Origin of the sequence: Paenibacillus dendrobii (assembly GCF_009807035.1) — a bacterium.
Taxonomy (GTDB): Bacteria; Bacillota; Bacilli; order Paenibacillales; family Paenibacillaceae; genus Paenibacillus_AQ; species Paenibacillus_AQ dendrobii.
Genome location: NZ_WUBI01000008.1, coordinates 26,429 through 47,413, shown reverse-complemented (window position 1 = coordinate 47,413; position 20,985 = coordinate 26,429). Strand labels below are relative to the sequence as shown.

Below are 20,985 nucleotides of genomic sequence, written 5' to 3'. Positions count from 1 at the left end.
TGTCATGGAGGAAGAAATTATCGGCGGAAAGCATTCGGTCATCGAAGCGCTGAAATCCGGCCGTACGATTAATAAAATCTGGATTGCCGAAAATGCGCAAAAGCATTTGACGCAGCCCATCATCATTGAGGCGAAAAAACTTGGAATCGTGATCCTGCAGGTGGATAAGCGCAAGCTCGATCAATTGGCTCCGGGAGTGCAGCATCAGGGCGTCGTAGCGCAGGTAGCTCCTTATGCTTACGCTGAGGTTGAAGATATCCTGCTTGCAGCGGAAGATAAAGGGGAAGCGCCATTCATACTCCTGCTGGACGAGATTGAGGATCCGCATAATTTGGGATCCATTCTGCGTACGGCGGACTGTACTGGCGTTCATGGAGTCATTGTTCCCAAACGCCGCTCGGCGCAGGTAACGGCAACGGTGTCCAAAACCTCTGCCGGCGCGGCTGAGTACGTGCCAGTAGCGAGAGTAACCAATTTGGGACAAACGATTGATTCTTTGAAGGAAAAAGGAATCTGGGTCGTGGGTACAGATCTGTCAGCCGAAGCGGGAATCTACGAAACGAATGTCTTTGACGGTCCGGTAGCCATCGTCATCGGCAATGAAGGCAAAGGCATGGGACGGCTTATTCGGGAAAAATGCGATGTTCTGATCAAGCTGCCGATGAACGGACAGATCAATTCGCTGAACGCCTCCGTGGCTGCCGGCGTCGTGATGTACGAAGTGTTGCGCCGCCGCAACCAAGGTTAACGTGAAATGGCGGATTTGCGGGATGTGCTTCTGGTGGACGGCTACAATATGATCGGAGCCTGGCCGTCTCTTGCGAAGCTGTCGCAAATCAGCATGCAGGAGGCTCGCGATAATCTGCTTGGGAAGCTTGCGGATTACCAGGCTTTTACCGGCCGCAAAGTCATTGCCGTGTTCGATGCGTACCGGGTGCCGGGACTCGGCAAAGCCTTTGCTCAAAGTAAAATCCAGGTTTATTTCACAAAAGAGAAAGAAACTGCCGATGAATGTATAGAACGGCTTGTCGGAGAGCTCAGCCTCCGTAGCCGTAAAATATATGTAGCGACCAGCGATTTCATCGAGCAGCATGTGATTTTTGCTCGCGGTGCGCTGCGGCTATCCGCCCGTGAGCTTCTCATCGAGGTGGAGAACTGCGAAAAGGCGATTCAAAACCGCATTAAACTCGATCATGCCCCATCGACGAGAAATACGCTGGACAGCAAGCTAAAACCGGAGCTTAAGGAAATATTCGAGAAATGGCGCAGAGAATAACAGAATTTGGAAGTTATTACAAATTTGAATCTCTTGACAATTTTGTTATTCATGTTCTTTTTTAGGTAATACGTGGTTGACGGTATCAACTGCCATCATATATACTGTTCGTATATTTCACAGAGTAACGGGGTACCTTGCGTTGCAGCCGGGGGGATTCTTGGTGAGTGTAGACCTCAAAGAGTTAACGTTGTCGGATTACGAGTACAAGTCAGATGAGGACGTTGTCGAATATTTTCGTGAAGGCGATAGCGAAGCGCTGGAGTTCTTGATTAACAAGTACCGGAATTTCGTGCGCGCCAAAGCCAGGTCTTACTTTCTGATCGGTGCCGACCGGGAAGATATCATTCAGGAGGGCATGATCGGCTTATACAAATCGATTCGTGATTTCAGAATGGACAAGCAATCTTCGTTCAAGGCCTTCGCCGAGCTATGCATTACGCGGCAGATTATTACGGCGATCAAGACGGCAACGAGACAGAAGCATATTCCGCTGAATTCCTACGTGTCATTGGACAAGCCGATATACGATGAAGATTCCGACCGGACGCTGCTTGACGTGATTTGCGGTTCCCAGGTGTCTGATCCTGAGGAACTGATTATTAACCAGGAAGAGTTCGTGGGTCTGGAGGACAAGATGTCCGAGATTTTAAGCGACCTGGAACGCAAAGTGCTGATGCTTTATTTGGACGGCCGCTCCTATCAGGAGATTGCAGTTGATCTTAAGCGGCATGTGAAATCGATTGATAACGCACTGCAGCGAGTCAAACGAAAATTGGAACGTTATTTGGAAGTTCGCGACAATTAGACGCTTTGATCGAAAAAGGCTCATTTCAGAGTCTTTTTTTTTCACAAAGGAAGTTTGCCAAGGTTTAAGCACCTCGGGAATGAATCATAATGGTAAATGAATGCAGGCGGCTTTCATCAGAGAAAAAAAGCTTGAAATTACTAGGGAAAAAGCGATCCCGGCATGCCGGAAACAGGGCCATTCTTTCGTTGACACGGGTTGACCCTTATGATAAAGTGTTTTAGGTAGGCCTAAATTCGCGTGTTTTAATGAATGAGCTCTAGCAAAGACCACTCGGTTTTTGTTTCTTATTCATTTCGCAGGAACGGTTATTTTCTTTTCAGCAATGAAGGGCTTGGGCTGTTCTGCTAGGAAATATAGAGCCTTCTGAAAAGAAGGACGTCTTCGGGAGGTGCACAGCATGCGGGTAATTATCACTTTGGCTTGTACGAACTGCAAACAAAGAAACTATACGACTACCAAAAACAAGCGAAATCACCCCGACCGCATGGAGATGAAGAAATTTTGCAAGTTCTGTAACGAGCAAACTCCTCATCGCGAAACCAGATAGTTTTTTGGAGGTGTAGTCGGCGTGAAAAGTAGTTTCAAGTCTCTGTTTTCCTTTTTCTCTGAAAGCTGGGCGGAGCTCAAAAAAGTTCGCTGGCCTAATCGTAAGGAGCTGACGAATTATACTCTGATCGTCCTCGGCACCATTGTATTCGTCACGATTTATTTTTGGGTTCTGGATATCGGCATTTCCGCTGTGATCGAAGCGATTATTTAAGAAGGGTCCCGGGTGGCTTGATATGGAAACTATGGAAAAAAGATGGTACGTTGTTCATACCTATTCCGGGTATGAGAACAAGGTCAAGGCCAATTTAGAAAAACGCGTTGAGTCCATGGGCATGGAAGACAAGATTTTCCGCGTTCTTGTTCCGATGGAAGAAGAAATCGTAAACAAGGACGGTAAGAAAAAGACCGTCATGAGAAAAGTTTACCCCGGTTATGTCTTGGTTGAAATGATCCAGACCGACGACTCTTGGTATGTTGTACGCAACACGCCTGGAGTAACAGGATTCGTCGGATCGACGGGTTCGGGTTCCAAACCGACGCCATTGCTGCCAGAAGAAGTTGAACAGATTCTGAAGCATATGGGAATGGAAGAACCTAAACCGAAGATCGAATTCGATATTAAAGAATCCGTGCGTATTAAAGTTGGTCCGTTTGCGAATTTTGTGGGCTCTGTAGAAGAAATTCTGGCCGACAAGAGCAAACTCAAAGTTCACGTCAACATGTTTGGACGGGAAACCCCGCTTGAGCTGGATTATACTCAAGTGGAGAAGATATAAATTTCTTCGGGTTTCTTGTGGGAGGGGCAACCTAGTCCCGTTAACCACTTTTGAAGGAGGTGTCTTACATGGCAAAAAAGGTAATCAAAATGGTGAAACTGCAAATCCCTGCAGGTAAAGCGAATCCAGCACCGCCAGTAGGTCCAGCATTGGGTCAAGCAGGTGTCAACATCATGGCATTCTGTAAAGAATTCAACGCTCGTACTGCTGATCAAGCGGGTCTGATTATTCCGGTTGAAATCTCGGTATTTGAAGATCGCTCCTTTACGTTTATCACTAAAACTCCACCGGCTGCAGTTCTGCTTCGCGTAGCTGCAAAAATCGAGAAGGGTTCCGGCGAACCTAACAAGAAAAAGGTGGCAACGGTAAAACGTAGCGCTGTTCGTGAAATTGCTGAAACTAAAATGCCTGACCTTAACGCTGCTTCCGTTGAAGCTGCTATGCGTATGGTTGAAGGTACTGCCCGCTCTATGGGTATCAATATCGAAGACTAATTATTTCGGTTTTTCTGCGACAACCGGTCAAACGTGACCGGCACAAGTGGGAGGAATTTCCGTTAAAACCACAAAGGAGGAACAAACATGGCGAAACATGGTAAGAAATATGTTGAAGCTGCCAAGTTGATTGACAGCGAAACATTTTACGAACCAGCAGAAGCCGTTGACCTTGTGAAAAAGGCTGCGACAGCAAAATTCGACGAAACCGTTGAAGTTGCAGTACGTTTGGGTGTAGACCCGCGTAAACAAGATCAGGCTGTTCGTGGTGTTGTTGTCCTGCCTCACGGCACAGGCAAAACACAACGTGTACTGGTATTTGCAAAAGGTGAAAAAGCGAAGGAAGCGGAAGCGGCTGGCGCGGATTATGTTGGCGATCAAGACATGATCAACAAAATCCAACAAGGCTGGTTCGAATTCGATGTCTGCGTAGCTACACCTGATATGATGAGCGAAGTCGGTAAACTGGGTCGTCTGCTCGGTGGTAAAGGCCTCATGCCTAACCCTAAAGCAGGTACAGTTACATTCGATGTTTCCAAAGCTGTTCAAGAAATCAAAGCTGGTAAAATCGAATACCGTCTGGACAAAGCAGGTCAAATTCACGCTCCAATCGGCAAAGTATCCTTTGATGCGACTCAACTGAATGAGAACCTTAAAGCTCTCATCGACGCACTCAACCGTGCTAAACCGGCTGCTGCAAAAGGTGTTTATCTGAAAGGGATCGCAGTATCCTCGACGATGGGCCCAAGCGCACGCGTGAGCACAGCTTCCTACAGATAATAAATGTCGTTGACTTCTGTCACGATATCTGATATTCTGTAAAAGTTGTTGCAAAACAGCTGACCGTTAAAGTTGAATATGCTTACCGTAGACAGTAGGTGCCCCTAAAGGCTTAATTTCCTACCGAGGTGTTGTGATAGAATATAGATAATTGAACGGAACTATTTCGGACAATCATCATTCATCAGGCCTTCGTGATTCTACGGAGGCTTTTTACTTGCCTTGAACTAGTAGAGGATGAGAATGTTCAGAACTTTTCGTCCGAGCTATTACAAAATGCCCTGGCAATTCGGAATGATCCGAATGCGGAGGCAGTGAAATTTTTCAGGAGGTGTAGACATGGCAAACGCAAAAGTGATTCAAGCGAAACAAGAAGCAGTAGATGCTGTAACGGCTAAATTGCGCGATAGCGCAACGACTGTTGTAGCTGACTACCGCGGATTGAACGTTTCCCAGGTGACTGAACTGCGTAAGCAGCTTCGTGAAGCTGGCGTTGAATTCCAAGTGTTGAAAAACACATTGCTGCGTCGCGCTACCGCTGCTGCTGAGCTGACAGAACTGGACGAAGTATTGACCGGTCCTACAGCGATTGCTTTCAGTGCGGATGACGCCGTAGCTCCAGCTAAAATCCTTAACGATTTTGCTAAGAAGAACGACGCATTGAAATTGAAAGGTGGCGTGGTCGAAGGCCGTGTAGTTGGCGTTGACCAAGTTAAAGCGCTGGCAGAACTGCCATCCCGCGAAGGTCTCCTTTCCATGCTCCTCAGCGTGCTTCAAGCTCCTATGCGCAACTTCGCGCTTGCAGTTAAAGCCGTTGCAGAGAAAGAAGAACAAGGCGCGTAAGCATCTGATTCTTCCTGCAGTATGAAGTACAAACACAAAAAACTTTAATTATAAAATGGAGGTTCAACCATGAGTAAAGAGCAAATCTTGGAAGCAATCAAAGGTATGACTGTATTGGAACTGAACGATCTTGTTAAAGCAATCGAAGAAGAATTCGGCGTAACTGCTGCAGCTCCAGTAGCTATGGTAGGCGGCGGCGCTGGCGCAGCTGAAGCTGAAGAGCAATCCGAATTCGACGTAATCTTGACTAGCGCTGGTGCTTCCAAAATCAACGTTATCAAAGCAGTTCGCGAAATCACTGGCCTTGGCTTGAAAGAAGCTAAAGACCTCGTTGACAACGCACCAAAACCACTCAAAGAAAAAGTGGGTAAAGAAGAAGCTGAATCCGTTAAAGCTAAATTGGAAGAAGCAGGTGCTTCTGTAGAAGTGAAGTAATTCCTTCTTAAGCAGCTCCAGACATAACAAACCCCTTGATCCTTCAAGGGGTTTGTTTTTGTAAACGAGCATCCCCCTGAGTCTGAACACCAACAGAACGGGGAATTCTGTGAATACAAGACCAGGATACGGAGGGAAAGCATGTCACAGCATTACTATTCGAATCAGCCGGAAGCCAGCCATGACCGGCGTCAGCTGGAAGAGCATCTTCGCGGCCAAACCTTCCGATTCATCAGCGATGCAGGTGTTTTTTCGAAAAAAGGCGTTGACTATGGCAGTAAGGTCTTGATCGAGGCGATGGAAATTCCGGACAATGCGGATGTCCTGGATGTCGGCTGCGGCTATGGTCCGATTGGTTTTACGGCGGCGAGACTTTCCGGTGATGGTCATGTGACCATGCTTGATGTGAATTCTCGTGCGGTGGAATTAGCCAAAGAAAATGCGAAGCTGAACGGCATTCTGAATGTAACCATTTTGGAAAGCGATGTATTGGCGGCTGTGAAAGGGAAGAGTTTCGATGTCGTGCTGACGAATCCGCCCATCCGAGCCGGTAAAGACACCGTGCATGCGATTTTCGAGCAGGCGTACGAGCATCTACGCGATGGGGGTACGCTATGGGTCGTCATTCAGAAGAAACAGGGCGCGCCATCCGCAAAAGCGAAATTGGAAAGTTTGTTTGGACGTGTTGATGAAGTAACGAAGGATAAAGGTTACCGGATTTTTAAAGCTACAAAAACTTTTCAATAATGCGCAATAGGACTATTGACTTGAAATTGCTGATGTGATATTATTATAAAATGTCAGTATTAGGATAGGCTTCTTGTCTTTAGTTGACTGAAATGTCAATAGTTTTTATGCGGAGAAATGCATAAACGAGGGCATGTTCACGTATAATATGTACATTTTGGGCAAATCTACAGGATATGAAGTCACTTCCGTGTTTAGTTAGGAAGACCATGGATAAGTTGCTCTTTGTTCGAAAGCATTCGGGTAAGGGCTTTTCTTTATTTGTGGATGAATCCTCTGCATGAATCCATTATAAGGTTCCAAACAGAGGTTCGCAATCAATTTTTGAAGTGAGTAGACATGAGGGGTGAGTTAAAGTTGGCAGGACATCTTGTTCAGTATGGTCGACGCACTCGGCGAAGTTATGCGCGAATTAATGAAGTACTAGAGGTTCCGAACCTGATCGAAATCCAACAGAAATCATACGAATGGTTTTTGGAGGAAGGATTGCGCGAAATGTTCCAGGATATCTCGCCAATTCAGGATTTTACGGGAAATTTGGTGCTGGAGTTCATTGACTACAGCCTTGGTGAACCTAAATACACCGTCGATGACGCTAAGGAACGCGACGTGACGTATGCGGCACCTCTACGGGTGAAGGTACGGCTCATCAACAAAGAAACCGGAGAAGTCAAAGAACAGGAAGTATTCATGGGGGATTTCCCTCTGATGACGGAGACCGGTACATTTATTATCAACGGCGCAGAACGGGTCATTGTCAGCCAGTTGGTACGCTCTCCAAGCGTCTACTTCAGCACGAAAGTCGATAAGAACGGCAAAAAGACATACACCGCAACGGTTATTCCGAACCGCGGAGCGTGGCTTGAATTGGAGACGGATGCTAAGGACATTATGTATGTCCGGATTGACCGTACCCGCAAAATCCCGGTTACTGTATTGCTGCGGGCGCTTGGTTTCGGCAGTGACGCCGAAATTTTGGACCTGCTTGGCAACGACGAATATATACGCAACACGCTGGATAAAGACAATACCGATTCTACGGAAAAAGCGCTCATCGAAATTTACGAACGCCTCCGTCCAGGTGAACCGCCTACGCTGGATAATGCTAAGAGTCTCCTCGTAGCGCGTTTCTTTGATCCAAAACGATATGATCTGGCCAACGTAGGCCGTTATAAAATCAATAAGAAGCTCCACATCAAGAACCGTCTCTTCAATCAGCGTTTGGCTGAAACACTGATTGATGCCAGCACGGGCGAAATCATCGCGGAAGCTGGACAAATGGTTGACCGTCGATTGCTGGATGAGATTTTGCCTCATTTGGATAATATGGTTGGCCACAAAACTTACCATGTTGCAAATGGTGTGCTTGATGCTGATGATATTCCGCTTCAAAGCATCGAGGTTTTCTCGCCGATTGAGGACGGCAAAGTGGTTAAGGTATTGGCGAATGCCAACATCGACAAGTCGGTGAAACATATTACGCCTGCTGATATTATTTCCTCGATCAGCTACTTTATTAATTTGCTTCACGGAATCGGCAACACGGATGATATTGACCATCTGGGCAACCGTCGTCTGCGTTCCGTAGGTGAACTGCTGCAGAACCAGTTCCGTATTGGTCTGTCCCGTATGGAACGCGTCGTTCGCGAAAGAATGTCGATTCAGGATGCCAATGTCATCACGCCTCAAGCGTTGATTAACATACGTCCTGTGATTGCATCGATCAAAGAGTTCTTTGGTAGCTCCCAGTTGTCGCAGTTTATGGACCAAACGAACCCGCTTGCAGAACTTACGCATAAGCGTCGTCTGTCTGCACTCGGACCTGGTGGTTTGACACGTGAGCGCGCGGGCTTTGAAGTGCGTGACGTCCATCACAGTCACTATGGCCGTATGTGTCCAATTGAAACGCCGGAAGGTCCGAACATCGGTTTGATCAACTCCTTGTCTACATTTGCCCGCATTAACGAGTATGGCTTTATTGAGGCTCCATACCGTTGGGTCGATCCGAAGACGGGGGTAGTAACCGAGCATATCGATTATCTTACGGCCGATGAGGAAGACAATTATGTAGTAGCACAGGCGAACGCGGCTCTTAATGAAGACGGAACGTTTGCGGAAGATATGGTTATCGTCCGTTACAACAAACAATCCGATAACATTTTGCCTATGCCGAGCGAACGTGTCGATTACATGGACGTATCTCCTAAACAAGTTGTATCCGTCGCGACGGCGCTCATTCCGTTCCTTGAGAACGATGACTCCAACCGTGCGCTGATGGGATCGAACATGCAGCGTCAGGCTGTACCACTGCTTATTCCTAAAGCTCCGCTGGTCGGAACTGGAATGGAACACAAATCTGCTAAGGATTCGGGTGTGTGTATCGTTTCCAAGCATGATGGCATCGTGGAACGTTCGAGCGCGGATGAGATCTGGGTACGCCGGATCGAAAACGTGGACGGCAAAGAAGTGAAGGGCGATATCGTTAAACATAAATTACACAAATTTATGCGTTCGAACCAAGGAACGTGCATTAATCAGCGCCCACTCGCCAAAAAAGGCGACATCGTGAAGAAAGGCGACATTCTTGCTGATGGTCCTTCCACAGAAATGGGTGAACTTGCCCTGGGACGTAACGTTGTCGTTGCGTTCATGACCTGGGAAGGTTACAACTACGAGGATGCCATCCTGCTGAGCGAAAAACTGGTTAAAGAGGACGTCTACACTTCGATTCATATCGAGGAGTATGAGTCTGAAGCGCGTGATACTAAACTCGGACCTGAGGAAATCACCCGCGATATTCCTAACGTAGGTGAAGATGCCCTCAAAAATCTTGACGAGCGCGGAATTATCCGCATTGGTGCCGAAATTAGCGCCGGCGACATTCTGGTTGGTAAAGTAACTCCTAAGGGTGTTACGGAGCTGACTGCAGAAGAACGTCTCCTGCATGCGATCTTCGGTGAAAAGGCTCGTGAAGTTCGCGACACTTCACTCCGTGTACCGCATGGTAGTGATGGTATTATCGTTGACGTTAAAGTGTTTACCCGCGAGAACGGCGATGAGCTGCCTCCTGGCGTAAACCAACTGGTTCGTGTGTACATCGCTCAGAAGCGTAAAATCTCTGAGGGTGACAAAATGGCCGGACGTCATGGTAACAAAGGGGTCGTGGCCCGGATCCTTCCGGAAGAAGATATGCCGTTCCTGCCGGACGGTACGCCTGTACAGGTCGTACTGAATCCGCTCGGCGTACCTTCGCGGATGAATATCGGGCAGGTGCTCGAAGTCCATTTGGGCTTTGCAGCCATGCAGCTCGGCATTCACGTGGCAACGCCGGTATTTGACGGTGCTAACGAGTATGACGTGTTCGATACGATGGAAGAAGCAGGCATGCAGCGCAACGGTAAAACTGTGCTGTATGATGGACGTACCGGCGAGCGCTTCGAGCGTGAAGTTACGGTCGGCGTCATGCACATGATCAAACTGGCGCACATGGTTGATGATAAAATTCATGCCCGTTCCACAGGTCCTTACTCTCTCGTTACGCAGCAGCCTCTGGGTGGTAAAGCTCAGTTCGGTGGTCAGCGCTTCGGTGAGATGGAAGTGTGGGCGCTTGAAGCCTACGGCGCCGCATATACGCTGCAGGAAATCCTCACTGTTAAATCCGATGACGTGGTCGGCCGCGTGAAAACGTACGAATCCATCGTCAAGGGTGAGAATGTTCCGGAACCGGGCGTTCCTGAATCGTTCAAGGTCTTGATCAAAGAGCTCCAGTCTCTGGGTATGGACGTGAAGATTCTCAGTGGTGATGAGCAGGAGATCGAGATGAAAGAACTTGATGATGAAGATGAGACTGCAGGCGATAAGCTGAGCCTCAATCTGGAAGGCACGGAAGTCGGAGTGGAATAAGTTCGTGATTATGGCGGACGGGGCTAACCCGTCTGCCTCATTCACGGATTAAAACAATAGGACTAGGAGGGTTGCTCCTTGTTGGACGTAAACAATTTCGAATTCATGAAAATCGGGCTTGCATCCCCGGAAAAAATTCGTTCATGGTCCCGCGGAGAAGTAAAAAAACCGGAAACCATTAATTACCGTACGCTGAAACCGGAGAAAGAGGGCCTGTTCTGCGAACGTATTTTTGGACCGCAAAAAGACTGGGAATGCCATTGCGGTAAGTATAAGCGTGTCCGTTATAAAGGCGTTGTCTGCGACCGTTGCGGCGTAGAAGTTACCCGCGCGAAAGTTCGCCGCGAACGGATGGGTCATATCGAGCTGGCAGCTCCTGTATCCCATATCTGGTACTTCAAAGGCATTCCGAGCCGGATGGGTCTCGCTTTGGATATGTCTCCAAGATCTCTGGAAGAGATTATCTATTTTGCATCTTATGTTGTAACCGATCCAGGAGATACGCCTCTGGAAAAGAAACAACTCCTGTCTGAAAAAGAATATCGCAGCTACCGTGAAAAATACGGCTACGGATTCCAAGCAGGCATGGGTGCGGAAGCCATCAAAAAGCTTCTTCAGGACCTCGATGTTGAAAAAGAATTGGAATTTCTGAAAGAAGAGCTTCGTACTGCTCAAGGCCAACGCCGTAACCGTGCGATCAAACGCCTTGAAGTCATTGAAGCATTCCGTAATTCCGGCAACAAACCCGAATGGATGATTATGGACGTTCTTCCGGTTATTCCTCCGGAACTCCGTCCGATGGTACAGCTGGACGGCGGACGTTTTGCAACGTCTGACCTGAATGACCTGTATCGCCGTGTAATCAACCGTAACAATCGTCTGAAACGCCTGCTCGACTTGGGCGCGCCTGACATCATCGTGCAGAATGAAAAACGTATGCTGCAGGAAGCTGTTGACGCCTTGATCGATAACGGTCGTCGTGGACGTCCTGTAACGGGTCCGGGTAACCGTCCTCTCAAATCCCTCAGCCATATGCTGAAAGGTAAACAAGGACGTTTCCGTCAGAACTTGCTGGGTAAACGTGTTGACTACTCCGGTCGTTCCGTTATCGTCGTTGGACCGTACCTGAAAATGTACCAATGCGGTCTGCCTAAGAAAATGGCGCTGGAATTGTTCAAGCCGTTTGTCATGAAAGAATTGGTCAATAAAGGCCTTGCTCATAATATCAAGAGTGCTAAACGTAAAGTGGAACGTGTAAGTCCGGAAGTATGGGATGTGCTTGAAGAAGTCATCAAGGAACATCCAGTACTGCTGAACCGCGCACCGACGCTTCACCGTTTGGGTATTCAAGCTTTCGAACCAATTCTGGTTGAAGGACACGCGATTCGTCTTCACCCGCTCGTATGTACGGCATACAATGCCGACTTTGACGGTGACCAAATGGCGGTTCACGTTCCGTTGTCTGCCGAAGCTCAGGCGGAAGCACGCATTCTCATGTTGGCATCCGGTAACATCCTGAACCCTAAAGACGGTAAACCAGTCGTTACTCCTTCCCAGGATATGGTCCTTGGTTCCTTCTATCTGACGATGGACAACAAGGAAGAGAAGGGCAGCGGCATGATTCTGCGTACCGTTAACGAAGCAGTATCTGCTTATCAACGCGGTTCCGCTGGTCTGCATGCTCGTGTAGCTATTCCTGTTAAGGCTTTGGGTAAAACCAGCTTTACGGATAAGCAGCAAGAAGCAATGCTTTTGACGACGGTTGGACGTATCATTTTCAACGAGATTTTCCCAAGCAGCTTCCCGTACATTAACGAAGCAACCCGCGACAATCTATTCAACGGTACGCCTGAGAAATATTTCGTGTATGAAAAGGGTACTGACATCCGTGAAAGCCTGAACCAGCTTCCAATCAGCAACGCTGTTGGTAAAGAATATCTGGGTCAAATCATTGCCCGCTGCTTCGAAATTTACCATACAACGGAAACTTCCGTTATTTTGGATAAAATCAAACAGCTCGGGTTCACATACTCTACTCGTGCCGGCGTGACGGTTGCGGTATCCGACGTAATCGTACCGGAAGAGAAACAAGCGATTCTGAAGGAATCTGACGACAAGGTAGCGGTTGTAACAAACCAATATCGTCGTGGTCTGATTACCAACGAAGAACGCTATGACCGTGTTATCGATATTTGGTCTAAAGCCAAAGACGATATTACGGAAGTCCTCATGAAATCGATGGATCGCTTCAACTCCATCATGCTCATGGTCGACTCCAAAGCACGGGGTAACAAATCGCAGATCACCCAGCTCGGTGGTATGCGGGGTCTGATGGCCAACCCATCGGGTCGGATCATCGAACTCCCGATCAAATCGAACTTCCGTGAAGGACTGACGGTCCTCGAGTACTTCCTGTCTACACACGGCGCGCGGAAAGGTCTGGCGGATACAGCACTTCGTACCGCTGACTCCGGTTACTTGACTCGTCGTCTGGTTGACGTTGCCCAAGATGTGATTGTGCGTGAGGAAGACTGCGGTACCGATAAAGGCTTCACCGTCAGCCGTATTCAAGACGGTAAAGAGGTTATCGAGGATCTATACGACCGTATCGAAGGACGCTACTGTTTCGAAACCGTTCGTCATCCGAAAACCAAGGAAATCCTGGTTAATCGCAACGAGCTGATCGATTCGGATAAAGCGAACCTGATCGTGGATTCCGGCGTAACCAAACTGCAAATCCGTTCTGTACTCAGCTGCCGTGCTCGTCACGGTGTATGTAAGAAGTGCTATGGACGCAACCTGGCAACAGGTAAATTCGTGGAAATCGGTGAAGCAGTCGGCATTATCGCCGCTCAATCCATCGGTGAACCAGGAACCCAGCTCACCATGCGTACGTTCCATACTGGTGGTGTAGCCGGTGACGATATCACTCAAGGTCTTCCGCGTATTCAGGAATTGTTTGAAGCTCGAAATCCGAAAGGTCAAGCAACGATCAGTGAAATTGATGGCGTAGTTAAAGAAATCCGTGAAGGCAAGGACCGTCGTGAAATCGAGGTTCAAGGCGAAGCGGAAACGAAAACTTACTCCGTTACTTACGGTTCCCGTCTGCGCGTAAGCGAAGGACAGGAAATCGAAGCTGGCGATGAGCTTACCGAAGGTTCGATCGACCCTAAAGAAATGCTGCGCATCAAAGGCATCCGCGGCGTGCAGAACTATATCCTTCAGGAAGTTCAGCGCGTATACCGGAACCAGGGCGTAGAAATCAACGACAAGCACGTCGAAGTGATGATCAAACAGATGCTGCGTAAGATCCGGATTGTTGATGCCGGTGATACTCCGCTTCTGCCTGGATCCTTCAGTGACATGCATGAATACGAAGCAGCGAACAAAGAAGCGATCCTGAGCGGCAAGGAACCGGCTGTGGCCAAACCTGTCCTGCTAGGTATCACCAAAGCATCTTTGGAAACTGATTCGTTCTTGTCTGCGGCATCCTTCCAGGAAACAACGCGCGTACTGACTGACGCTGCCATCAAAGGCAAAGTCGACCAGTTGCTCGGCCTGAAAGAAAATGTCATTATCGGTAAATTGATTCCTGCAGGTACAGGTATGAACCGCTACCGCAGCGTCAAATTCGATGACCCGAATGCTGAGAATGACAGCTCTAAGGAATTGGAAACTGCGTCTGTAGAATAAGTCAAGAATATGGAGAGCCTTTTGCGAGGGCGGCCGCTATAGCCGACTGCCTTCGCAGAACCTTTTCTATCAATTTCAACTATGAAATGAAATAATGTATGTTCTTCCATCTTCATGGTCGATTAACTGTGCACGAGGTAACAGATTTAATCTTTATTTTCATTTGTATAGCGAAAATTAATAACTGATGTTCTTGACATCGCTCAGTGCAGGTGCTAATATATCAAAGGTGCGTGAGTAGTAACACCCCTGTGCTTTTGGAGGAATCGTAAAAGATGTCTAATGATAAAGGATTACAGGACGCTCATGTAAAGATTGGGGCCAAACAAACCATGAAGCTTGTGGAGTTGGGCCAGGCTGCTGAAGTTTATGTAGCCGAAGATGCGGAATCCCGGCTCATTTCAAAGATTGAAGGCCTGTGCAGCAAGCACGGCGTAAAGATCACCTATGTGGACACCATGGAACATTTGGGTAAAGCATGCGGCATTGAAGTGGGAGCAGCCATGGCTGCCATCATTAAACCATAGTGATATGGAATGAACGTAAGTTCAATCTGTAAGAAACGTTTTTGTTAGAGAAGGGTCAACTTCTCTCGGCAAAAACTTTTCATTTGTTCTTTTATGAACCGCCTGGGTCTGTGGACTTAAAACAAGGTTTGTAACGAGAATAATTATATTGGAAGGGGGTGGCTAGAATGCCAACAATTAACCAACTGGTTCGCAAAGGACGTCAAGCAAAAATCTACAAATCGAAATCCCCTGCTCTGCAGAAAGGATATAACGCTTTGAAGCGTGAAGATACGGATTTGAGCGCTCCTCAAAAACGTGGAGTTTGTACCCGTGTAGGTACAATGACTCCGAAAAAACCGAACTCCGCACTTCGTAAATATGCCCGTGTTCGCTTGACGAACCGCATTGAGGTGACAGCTTACATTCCGGGGATCGGACATAACCTGCAAGAGCACAGCGTGGTATTGGTTCGCGGTGGACGGGTAAAAGACCTTCCGGGTGTACGTTACCACATCGTTCGCGGCGCACTTGATACAGCTGGTGTGAACAACCGTATGCAGGCTCGTTCCAAATACGGCGCTAAGCGTCCAAAAGCTAAAAAATCGTAATAAATCCTATATGAATTCATGACATAAGAAAGGGGGATATCCATGCCACGCAAAGGTCCAGTTACCAAAAGAGACGTGTTGCCAGATCCGGTCTACAACAGCAAGCTGGTTACTCGTCTGATCAACCGCATTATGCTGGATGGTAAAAGAGGTGTTGCTCAAAGCATTCTTTACAATTCGTTTAAGTTGATTCAAGAACGTACAGGTAAAGAGCCTATGGAAGTATTTGAAGCAGCTATCAAAAATATCATGCCAGTTCTGGAAGTTAAAGCTCGCCGTGTCGGCGGTGCAAACTACCAGGTGCCTATCGAAGTAAAACCAGAGAGACGTACTGCTTTGGGACTTCGTTGGCTCGTAAACTACTCCCGCAACCGCGGTGAGAAAACCATGGAAGAGCGTTTGGCGGCAGAGATTATCGATGCTTCCAACAACACAGGCGCTTCCGTTAAGAAACGCGAAGATACACACAAAATGGCTGAAGCGAACAAAGCGTTCGCACACTACCGCTGGTAGGATTCAGTTCAACATATTACACTTCAATTTTGAAGGGAGACTATTCGCATGGCGACAAGAGAGTTCTCCTTGAAAAATACACGTAATATCGGGATTATGGCGCATATTGACGCTGGTAAAACGACCACTACAGAGCGGATCTTGTTCTACACAGGCCGTACGCACAAAATCGGTGAAGTTCACGAGGGTGCTGCGACAATGGACTGGATGGAGCAGGAACAGGAGCGCGGGATCACGATTACTTCCGCTGCGACGACCGCTTCTTGGAAAGGTCACCGCGTAAATATTATTGACACCCCGGGGCACGTTGACTTCACTGTTGAAGTTGAACGTTCCCTTCGTGTATTGGATGGGGCAGTAGGCGTTTTCAGTGCGAAAGAGGGCGTTGAACCTCAGTCTGAAACTGTATGGAGACAGGCTGACCGTTATGGCGTACCACGGATCGCATATGTAAACAAAATGGATATCATCGGTGCTGACTATCTGAACGTAGTTTCTGATATGCGCGACCGTCTGCAAGCGAACGCAGTTGCAATTCAATTGCCAATCGGTGCGGAAAATGATTTCAAAGGTATCATCGACATCGTTGAAGAAAAGGCGTATATGTACAAAGACGACCTGGGTCAAGATGTTGAAGAAACAGAAGTTCCTGCAGAGTTCAAAGACAAAGTCGAAGAGCTTCGCGCAGAACTGATCGAGAAAGTTGCAGAACTCGACGAAGACTTGACAATGAAGTATCTGGAAGGTGAAGAAATCACTATTCCTGAACTGAAAGCTGCACTCCGTAAAGGTGTTGTAGAAGTTAAGATCTTCCCGGTTATCTGTGGCTCTTCTTACCGTAACAAAGGGGTTCAGCTGATGCTGGACGCTGTTATCGATTACTTGCCAGCTCCTGTTGACGTTCCATCCATTCAGGGTCACCTGGAAGACGGAACTGAAGTTGAACGTCATTCTTCCGATGAAGAGCCGTTCGCAGCTCTGGCATTTAAAATCATGACTGACCCTTACGTTGGTAAATTGACGTTCTTCCGCGTATATTCCGGTATTCTTCAATCCGGTTCTTACGTATTGAACGCAACAAAAGGCAAACGCGAACGTATTGGCCGTATTCTTCAAATGCATGCGAACAGCCGTCAAGAAATCAGCGAAGTTTTCTCCGGTGATATTGCAGCTGCCGTAGGTTTGAAAGATACGGGTACAGGCGACACGCTTTGCGACGAGAAATCTCCGGTAATTCTGGAATCCATGAACTTCCCGGATCCGGTTATCGAGATTGCCGTAGAACCAAAAACCAAAGCCGACCAAGACAAAATGGGCGTTGCTTTGGGCAAATTGACAGAAGAAGATCCTACGCTGCGTGCTCATACAGATGAAGAGACTGGCCAAACCATCTTGGCTGGTATGGGTGAACTTCACCTCGACATCATCATTGACCGTATGCGTCGTGAATTCAAGGTAGAAACCAACGTGGGTAAACCACAGGTTGCTTACCGTGAAACCTTCCGTCAACCAGCTCGCGTCGAAGGTAAATTCGTTCGTCAGTCCGGTGGTCGTGGTCAATACGGTCACGTATGGGTTGAGTTCGAACCTCTCGAAGCAGGTACTGGTAGCACATTCGACAGCAAGATCGTCGGTGGTTCCGTACCAAGAGAATACATTCAGCCTGCATTGACTGGTATCGAAGAAGCCATGAAAAATGGTGTCCTCGCCGGCTTCCCGCTTGTAGACGTTAAAGCTACAATCGTAGACGGTTCGTACCATGATGTCGATTCCAATGAAATGGCGTTTAAGATTGCCGGTTCCATGGCACTTAAAGCAGCAAAAGACAAGTGTAAACCTGTCCTGCTCGAGCCAATCATGAAAGTCGAAGTTACCGTGCCTGAAGAATACATGGGCGACGTAATGGGTATGCTGAACTCCCGCCGTGGACGGATTGAAGGTATGGATTCCCGTTCCGGTGCTCAAATCATCCGTGCGAAGGTGCCTCTGTCCGAAATGTTCGGATACTCGACAACTCTTCGTTCCGGTACCCAAGGACGCGGTGTGTTCTCCATGGAACTGTCTCACTATGAAGAGGTTCCTAAGAACATCTCTGAAGAGATCATCTCCAAGTCCAAAGGTTCTGCTGAATAAGCTAACCATCGTTTTTAAGACTGACCGGGACATTCAACAACCAAGACAACCTGCATAAGTAACCGGTCAGCACAAACATATAAAACATTATTCCATTTAAGGAGGAATTGTTCAAAATGGCAAAGGCTAAATTTGAACGTAACAAACCGCACGTTAACATCGGTACTATCGGTCACGTTGACCATGGTAAAACTACTCTGACTGCTGCTATCACAACTGTATTGTCCAAAACTTACGGTGGTGCTGCTGTAGCATTCGACCAAATCGACAAAGCTCCAGAAGAGCGCGAACGCGGTATCACAATCTCTACAGCTCACGTAGAATACGAAACTCCTGCTCGTCACTATGCACACGTTGACTGCCCAGGACACGCCGACTATGTTAAAAACATGATCACTGGCGCTGCCCAAATGGACGGAGCAATCCTGGTTGTATCCGCAGCTGACGGCCCTATGCCGCAAACTCGCGAACACATCCTGTTGTCCCGCCAAGTAGGCGTTCCTTACATCGTTGTATTCTTGAACAAATGCGACATGGTTGAAGACGCTGAACTTCTTGAACTGGTTGAAATGGAAGTACGTGACCTGCTGAACGAATATGACTTCCCAGGCGACGACACTCCAATCATCCAAGGTTCTGCTCGTGAAGCTCTGCAAAACCCAGATGGCGAGTGGGCTCAAAAAATCGTTGAAATGTTCAACATCATCGACGAGTACATCCCAACTCCAGAACGCGACACTGACAAGCCTTTCCTTATGCCTGTCGAGGACGTATTCTCCATCACTGGCCGCGGTACCGTTGCTACAGGTCGTGTAGAACGTGGTACTGTTAAAGTGGGCGACGAAATCGAAATCATCGGTATCGCTGAAGAGTCCAAAAAATCCGTCGTAACTGGCGTAGAAATGTTCCGCAAATTGCTTGATTCCGCTCAAGCTGGTGACAACATCGGAGCCCTGCTTCGTGGTGTAGACCGTGCTCAAATCGAACGTGGTCAAGTACTGGCTAAGCCAGGTTCAGTTAAACCTCATACTGAATTCACTGCACAAATCTACGTTCTGACTAAAGAAGAAGGTGGCCGTCATAAGCCTTTCTTCACTGGATACCGTCCACAGTTCTACTTCCGTACAACTGACGTAACGGGTATCATCAACCTGCCAGAAGGTTCCGAAATGGTTATGCCTGGCGACAACATCACTGTTACAGTACAACTGATTGCTCCAATCGCGATCGAAGAAGGAACTAAGTTCTCTATTCGTGAAGGCGGACGTACAGTTGGCGCTGGCGCAGTAGCAACAATCTTGAAATAGTTAAGGCTTTCGCCTTAATTTTCGATAAATGCAACATTGTGCTGGAACGAGTAACGATATGATGTAAACACAAGATGCAGAAGGCACTTCTCTTTATGAGAGGTGCCTTTTGTTTTTTTAGATATGGATATGGTTGTTTTGTATCCTCCTTTACAATTGTGTATAGTTTATTTATCATTTTTTGTATACTCTTTGTGTAATCAATCTTTTTGGAATGAGGAGTGCCCTTTGCATAAATGCCCTTTCGGTTTCCTAAGTAAGATGGTGGGGAGAAACAATATTCAACAGGAGTACGCGTTTGTGAATGACGCGAAGAAGGAGAGCCATCATTTCCTTCCGGGTCAAAACGAACTTAATGAACAAATGCGTATGATCGATCTGAATGAAAGTGATCTAAGGTTGCTGCGTCAAATCAAACCAGAAGTAGAACGTTACTTAGACCGGATAACTGACTTTTTTTATACATCAGTACTTGATGTAGAGAAGCTTGAGCAAATCATAGTGAAGCATAGTACCATTGAACGTTTGAAAAAGACCCTCAGAGACCATTTGCTGGAGATTTTTAATGGAGATGTGGATGAAAAGTACATATCTAAACGATTGATGATCGCCAAAGTGCACAAGCGAGTAGGACTGGAACCCAAGTGGTATTTATCGGCATTTCAAAATTTGCAAAATGGATTTATGGAAATCCTCTATAAGGAAATACGAATGGATGACGAGCAGAGACTTATGGTTATTCGTACAATTACCAAACTGCTTAATTTGGAGCAGCAGCTGGTACTTGAGGCTTACGAAAAAGAAAACATGCAGGAGCAGCTACTTGAGCATGAAAAGGTTAAGAACGAACTGAAGAATAAAATTGCTATGTTTAGCGAAGATTTAATTCAACTCAGCATTTCCACCAATGAGGCCATTGAGCAGTTGATTGCCAGCAGTATTGAAGTCAGCGGCACTTTCCAGAAAACATCATCTCTGGCGGTTACTTCGGAGAGGATGGCGCAAGAAGGAAGCGTTCAGATGGAGGAACTCAACGAGCGGATCAGCAGCATATATGAGCAAACTCACGAGATGGAGAAAAACATAAAGGAATTAAGCAATGCGTCGAAACAGATTGAATATATTGTGGATTCCGTGAAGGAAATCGCAAGCCAAACCCAGATGCTTTCATTAAATGCGTCGATTGAAGCAGCTAGAGCCGGTGAATATGGGAAGGGCTTTGGGGTAGTGGCTAAGGAAGTCAGCCGATTGTCCGAGGATACGAAGCAGACGGTGGTTCGCATAGCTGAATTGGTGCATAACTCACAAGAGATCACTTCGGGGGTAGTCAGCAAAATTCAAGATGTTCGTCAGTTAACCGGGCTAGGAAGACAGCAATCCTCGGCAACCCGAATGGTATTCTCCGATATCGTAGAATCCATGAAGCATAGTACCAAGGATATTGTTTCTGTTGAAGAACAGATTCGGCTGCTAATCACTACAATAGAAGGAATTGGTTCATCAACGTCACAGGCGGCTGAGTCGGCAAGTCGCTTCAAAACCGCTTCGGCGCTGCTTTGAGCGGAATAAAATGTCCTTAGAGGCGTACATTCAAAAAGAATGACGCTC

General features: G+C 47.3%; 19 protein-coding genes and 1 other annotated feature. All 19 genes read left to right on the top strand.

Features of this window, described 5'->3' with window-relative positions; genetic code table 11:
- Positions 1-4: 4 nt before the first annotated feature.
- Positions 5-748, top strand: a complete 744-nt coding sequence (rlmB, locus tag GRF59_RS28245; protein ID WP_160501065.1) for a 23S rRNA (guanosine(2251)-2'-O)-methyltransferase RlmB — start codon at positions 5-7, stop codon at positions 746-748.
- 6 nt (positions 749-754) lie between these two features.
- Positions 755-1,276, top strand: a complete 522-nt coding sequence (locus tag GRF59_RS28240) for an NYN domain-containing protein (protein ID WP_160501047.1) — start codon at positions 755-757, stop codon at positions 1,274-1,276.
- A 163-nt stretch (positions 1,277-1,439) separates the two neighbouring features.
- Positions 1,440-2,084: an RNA polymerase sporulation sigma factor SigH gene (gene sigH, locus GRF59_RS28235; RefSeq protein ID WP_160501046.1), complete on the top strand. Its 645-nt coding sequence runs from the start codon at positions 1,440-1,442 to the stop codon at positions 2,082-2,084.
- Positions 2,085-2,484: 400 nt separating this feature from the next.
- Complete coding sequence (gene rpmG / locus GRF59_RS28230; RefSeq protein WP_076176720.1) at positions 2,485-2,634, top strand: 50S ribosomal protein L33; 150 nt, start codon at positions 2,485-2,487, stop codon at positions 2,632-2,634.
- A 21-nt stretch (positions 2,635-2,655) separates the two neighbouring features.
- The gene (gene secE, locus GRF59_RS28225; protein ID WP_036712533.1) at positions 2,656-2,847 is read left to right on the top strand and encodes a preprotein translocase subunit SecE; all 192 of its coding nucleotides are present in this window, start codon (positions 2,656-2,658) and stop codon (positions 2,845-2,847) included.
- 31 nt (positions 2,848-2,878) lie between these two features.
- The gene (gene nusG / locus GRF59_RS28220) at positions 2,879-3,412 is read left to right on the top strand and encodes a transcription termination/antitermination protein NusG (RefSeq protein WP_160501064.1); all 534 of its coding nucleotides are present in this window, start codon (positions 2,879-2,881) and stop codon (positions 3,410-3,412) included.
- Between the two features lie 68 nt (positions 3,413-3,480).
- On the top strand, positions 3,481-3,906 hold the full coding sequence (rplK, locus tag GRF59_RS28215) for a 50S ribosomal protein L11 (RefSeq protein ID WP_160501045.1): 426 nt from the start codon (positions 3,481-3,483) through the stop codon (positions 3,904-3,906).
- An 87-nt stretch (positions 3,907-3,993) separates the two neighbouring features.
- Positions 3,994-4,686, top strand: coding sequence for a 50S ribosomal protein L1 (rplA, locus tag GRF59_RS28210; RefSeq protein ID WP_160501044.1), 693 nt, complete (start codon positions 3,994-3,996; stop codon positions 4,684-4,686).
- A 67-nt stretch (positions 4,687-4,753) separates the two neighbouring features.
- Positions 4,754-4,911, top strand: a sequence feature (ribosomal protein L10 leader region).
- 114 nt (positions 4,912-5,025) lie between these two features.
- The gene (gene rplJ, locus GRF59_RS28205) at positions 5,026-5,529 is read left to right on the top strand and encodes a 50S ribosomal protein L10 (protein ID WP_160501043.1); all 504 of its coding nucleotides are present in this window, start codon (positions 5,026-5,028) and stop codon (positions 5,527-5,529) included.
- A gap of 69 nt (positions 5,530-5,598) precedes the next feature.
- Positions 5,599-5,964 carry a 50S ribosomal protein L7/L12 gene (gene rplL, locus GRF59_RS28200; RefSeq protein WP_160501042.1) on the top strand — a complete coding sequence of 122 codons (366 nt, stop codon included), beginning with the start codon at positions 5,599-5,601 and terminating at the stop codon, positions 5,962-5,964.
- Positions 5,965-6,105: 141 nt separating this feature from the next.
- Entirely contained in the window at positions 6,106-6,711 is a 606-nt protein-coding gene (locus GRF59_RS28195; protein ID WP_160501041.1) for a class I SAM-dependent methyltransferase, read from the top strand.
- 357 nt (positions 6,712-7,068) lie between these two features.
- The gene (gene rpoB, locus GRF59_RS28190; protein WP_160501040.1) at positions 7,069-10,614 is read left to right on the top strand and encodes a DNA-directed RNA polymerase subunit beta; all 3,546 of its coding nucleotides are present in this window, start codon (positions 7,069-7,071) and stop codon (positions 10,612-10,614) included.
- Between the two features lie 78 nt (positions 10,615-10,692).
- Complete coding sequence (gene rpoC / locus GRF59_RS28185) at positions 10,693-14,307, top strand: DNA-directed RNA polymerase subunit beta' (RefSeq protein WP_160501039.1); 3,615 nt, start codon at positions 10,693-10,695, stop codon at positions 14,305-14,307.
- 275 nt (positions 14,308-14,582) lie between these two features.
- Positions 14,583-14,834 (top strand): ribosomal L7Ae/L30e/S12e/Gadd45 family protein, encoded by a 252-nt coding sequence (locus GRF59_RS28180; protein ID WP_160501038.1) that lies wholly within the window; start codon positions 14,583-14,585, stop codon positions 14,832-14,834.
- Between the two features lie 167 nt (positions 14,835-15,001).
- Positions 15,002-15,424 carry a 30S ribosomal protein S12 gene (gene rpsL / locus GRF59_RS28175; RefSeq protein WP_127606536.1) on the top strand — a complete coding sequence of 141 codons (423 nt, stop codon included), beginning with the start codon at positions 15,002-15,004 and terminating at the stop codon, positions 15,422-15,424.
- 42 nt (positions 15,425-15,466) lie between these two features.
- A complete protein-coding gene (gene rpsG, locus GRF59_RS28170) occupies positions 15,467-15,937 on the top strand; it encodes a 30S ribosomal protein S7 (RefSeq protein WP_160501037.1) in 471 nt (156 codons plus the stop codon).
- A 48-nt stretch (positions 15,938-15,985) separates the two neighbouring features.
- The gene (fusA, locus tag GRF59_RS28165; RefSeq protein WP_160501036.1) at positions 15,986-18,070 is read left to right on the top strand and encodes an elongation factor G; all 2,085 of its coding nucleotides are present in this window, start codon (positions 15,986-15,988) and stop codon (positions 18,068-18,070) included.
- A gap of 116 nt (positions 18,071-18,186) precedes the next feature.
- Entirely contained in the window at positions 18,187-19,377 is a 1,191-nt protein-coding gene (gene tuf, locus GRF59_RS28160) for an elongation factor Tu (protein ID WP_160501035.1), read from the top strand.
- Positions 19,378-19,500: 123 nt separating this feature from the next.
- Positions 19,501-20,937 (top strand): globin-coupled sensor protein, encoded by a 1,437-nt coding sequence (locus GRF59_RS28155; RefSeq protein WP_160501034.1) that lies wholly within the window; start codon positions 19,501-19,503, stop codon positions 20,935-20,937.
- Positions 20,938-20,985 lie beyond the last annotated feature (48 nt).

Bases quoted from the DNA above. Each gene is read 5' to 3' on its own strand.
- rlmB (WP_160501065.1), top strand. From the start codon at position 5: ATGGAGGAAGAAATTATCGGCGGAAAGCATTCGGTCATCGAAGCGCTG.
- GRF59_RS28240 (WP_160501047.1), top strand. From the start codon at position 755: ATGGCGGATTTGCGGGATGTGCTTCTGGTGGACGGCTACAATATGATC.
- rpmG (WP_076176720.1), top strand. From the start codon at position 2,485: ATGCGGGTAATTATCACTTTGGCTTGTACGAACTGCAAACAAAGAAAC.
- nusG (WP_160501064.1), top strand. From the start codon at position 2,879: ATGGAAAAAAGATGGTACGTTGTTCATACCTATTCCGGGTATGAGAAC.
- rplK (WP_160501045.1), top strand. From the start codon at position 3,481: ATGGCAAAAAAGGTAATCAAAATGGTGAAACTGCAAATCCCTGCAGGT.
- rplA (WP_160501044.1), top strand. From the start codon at position 3,994: ATGGCGAAACATGGTAAGAAATATGTTGAAGCTGCCAAGTTGATTGAC.
- rplJ (WP_160501043.1), top strand. From the start codon at position 5,026: ATGGCAAACGCAAAAGTGATTCAAGCGAAACAAGAAGCAGTAGATGCT.
- rplL (WP_160501042.1), top strand. From the start codon at position 5,599: ATGAGTAAAGAGCAAATCTTGGAAGCAATCAAAGGTATGACTGTATTG.
- GRF59_RS28195 (WP_160501041.1), top strand. From the start codon at position 6,106: ATGTCACAGCATTACTATTCGAATCAGCCGGAAGCCAGCCATGACCGG.
- GRF59_RS28180 (WP_160501038.1), top strand. From the start codon at position 14,583: ATGTCTAATGATAAAGGATTACAGGACGCTCATGTAAAGATTGGGGCC.
- rpsL (WP_127606536.1), top strand. From the start codon at position 15,002: ATGCCAACAATTAACCAACTGGTTCGCAAAGGACGTCAAGCAAAAATC.
- rpsG (WP_160501037.1), top strand. From the start codon at position 15,467: ATGCCACGCAAAGGTCCAGTTACCAAAAGAGACGTGTTGCCAGATCCG.
- fusA (WP_160501036.1), top strand. From the start codon at position 15,986: ATGGCGACAAGAGAGTTCTCCTTGAAAAATACACGTAATATCGGGATT.
- tuf (WP_160501035.1), top strand. From the start codon at position 18,187: ATGGCAAAGGCTAAATTTGAACGTAACAAACCGCACGTTAACATCGGT.
- GRF59_RS28155 (WP_160501034.1), top strand. From the start codon at position 19,501: ATGGATATGGTTGTTTTGTATCCTCCTTTACAATTGTGTATAGTTTAT.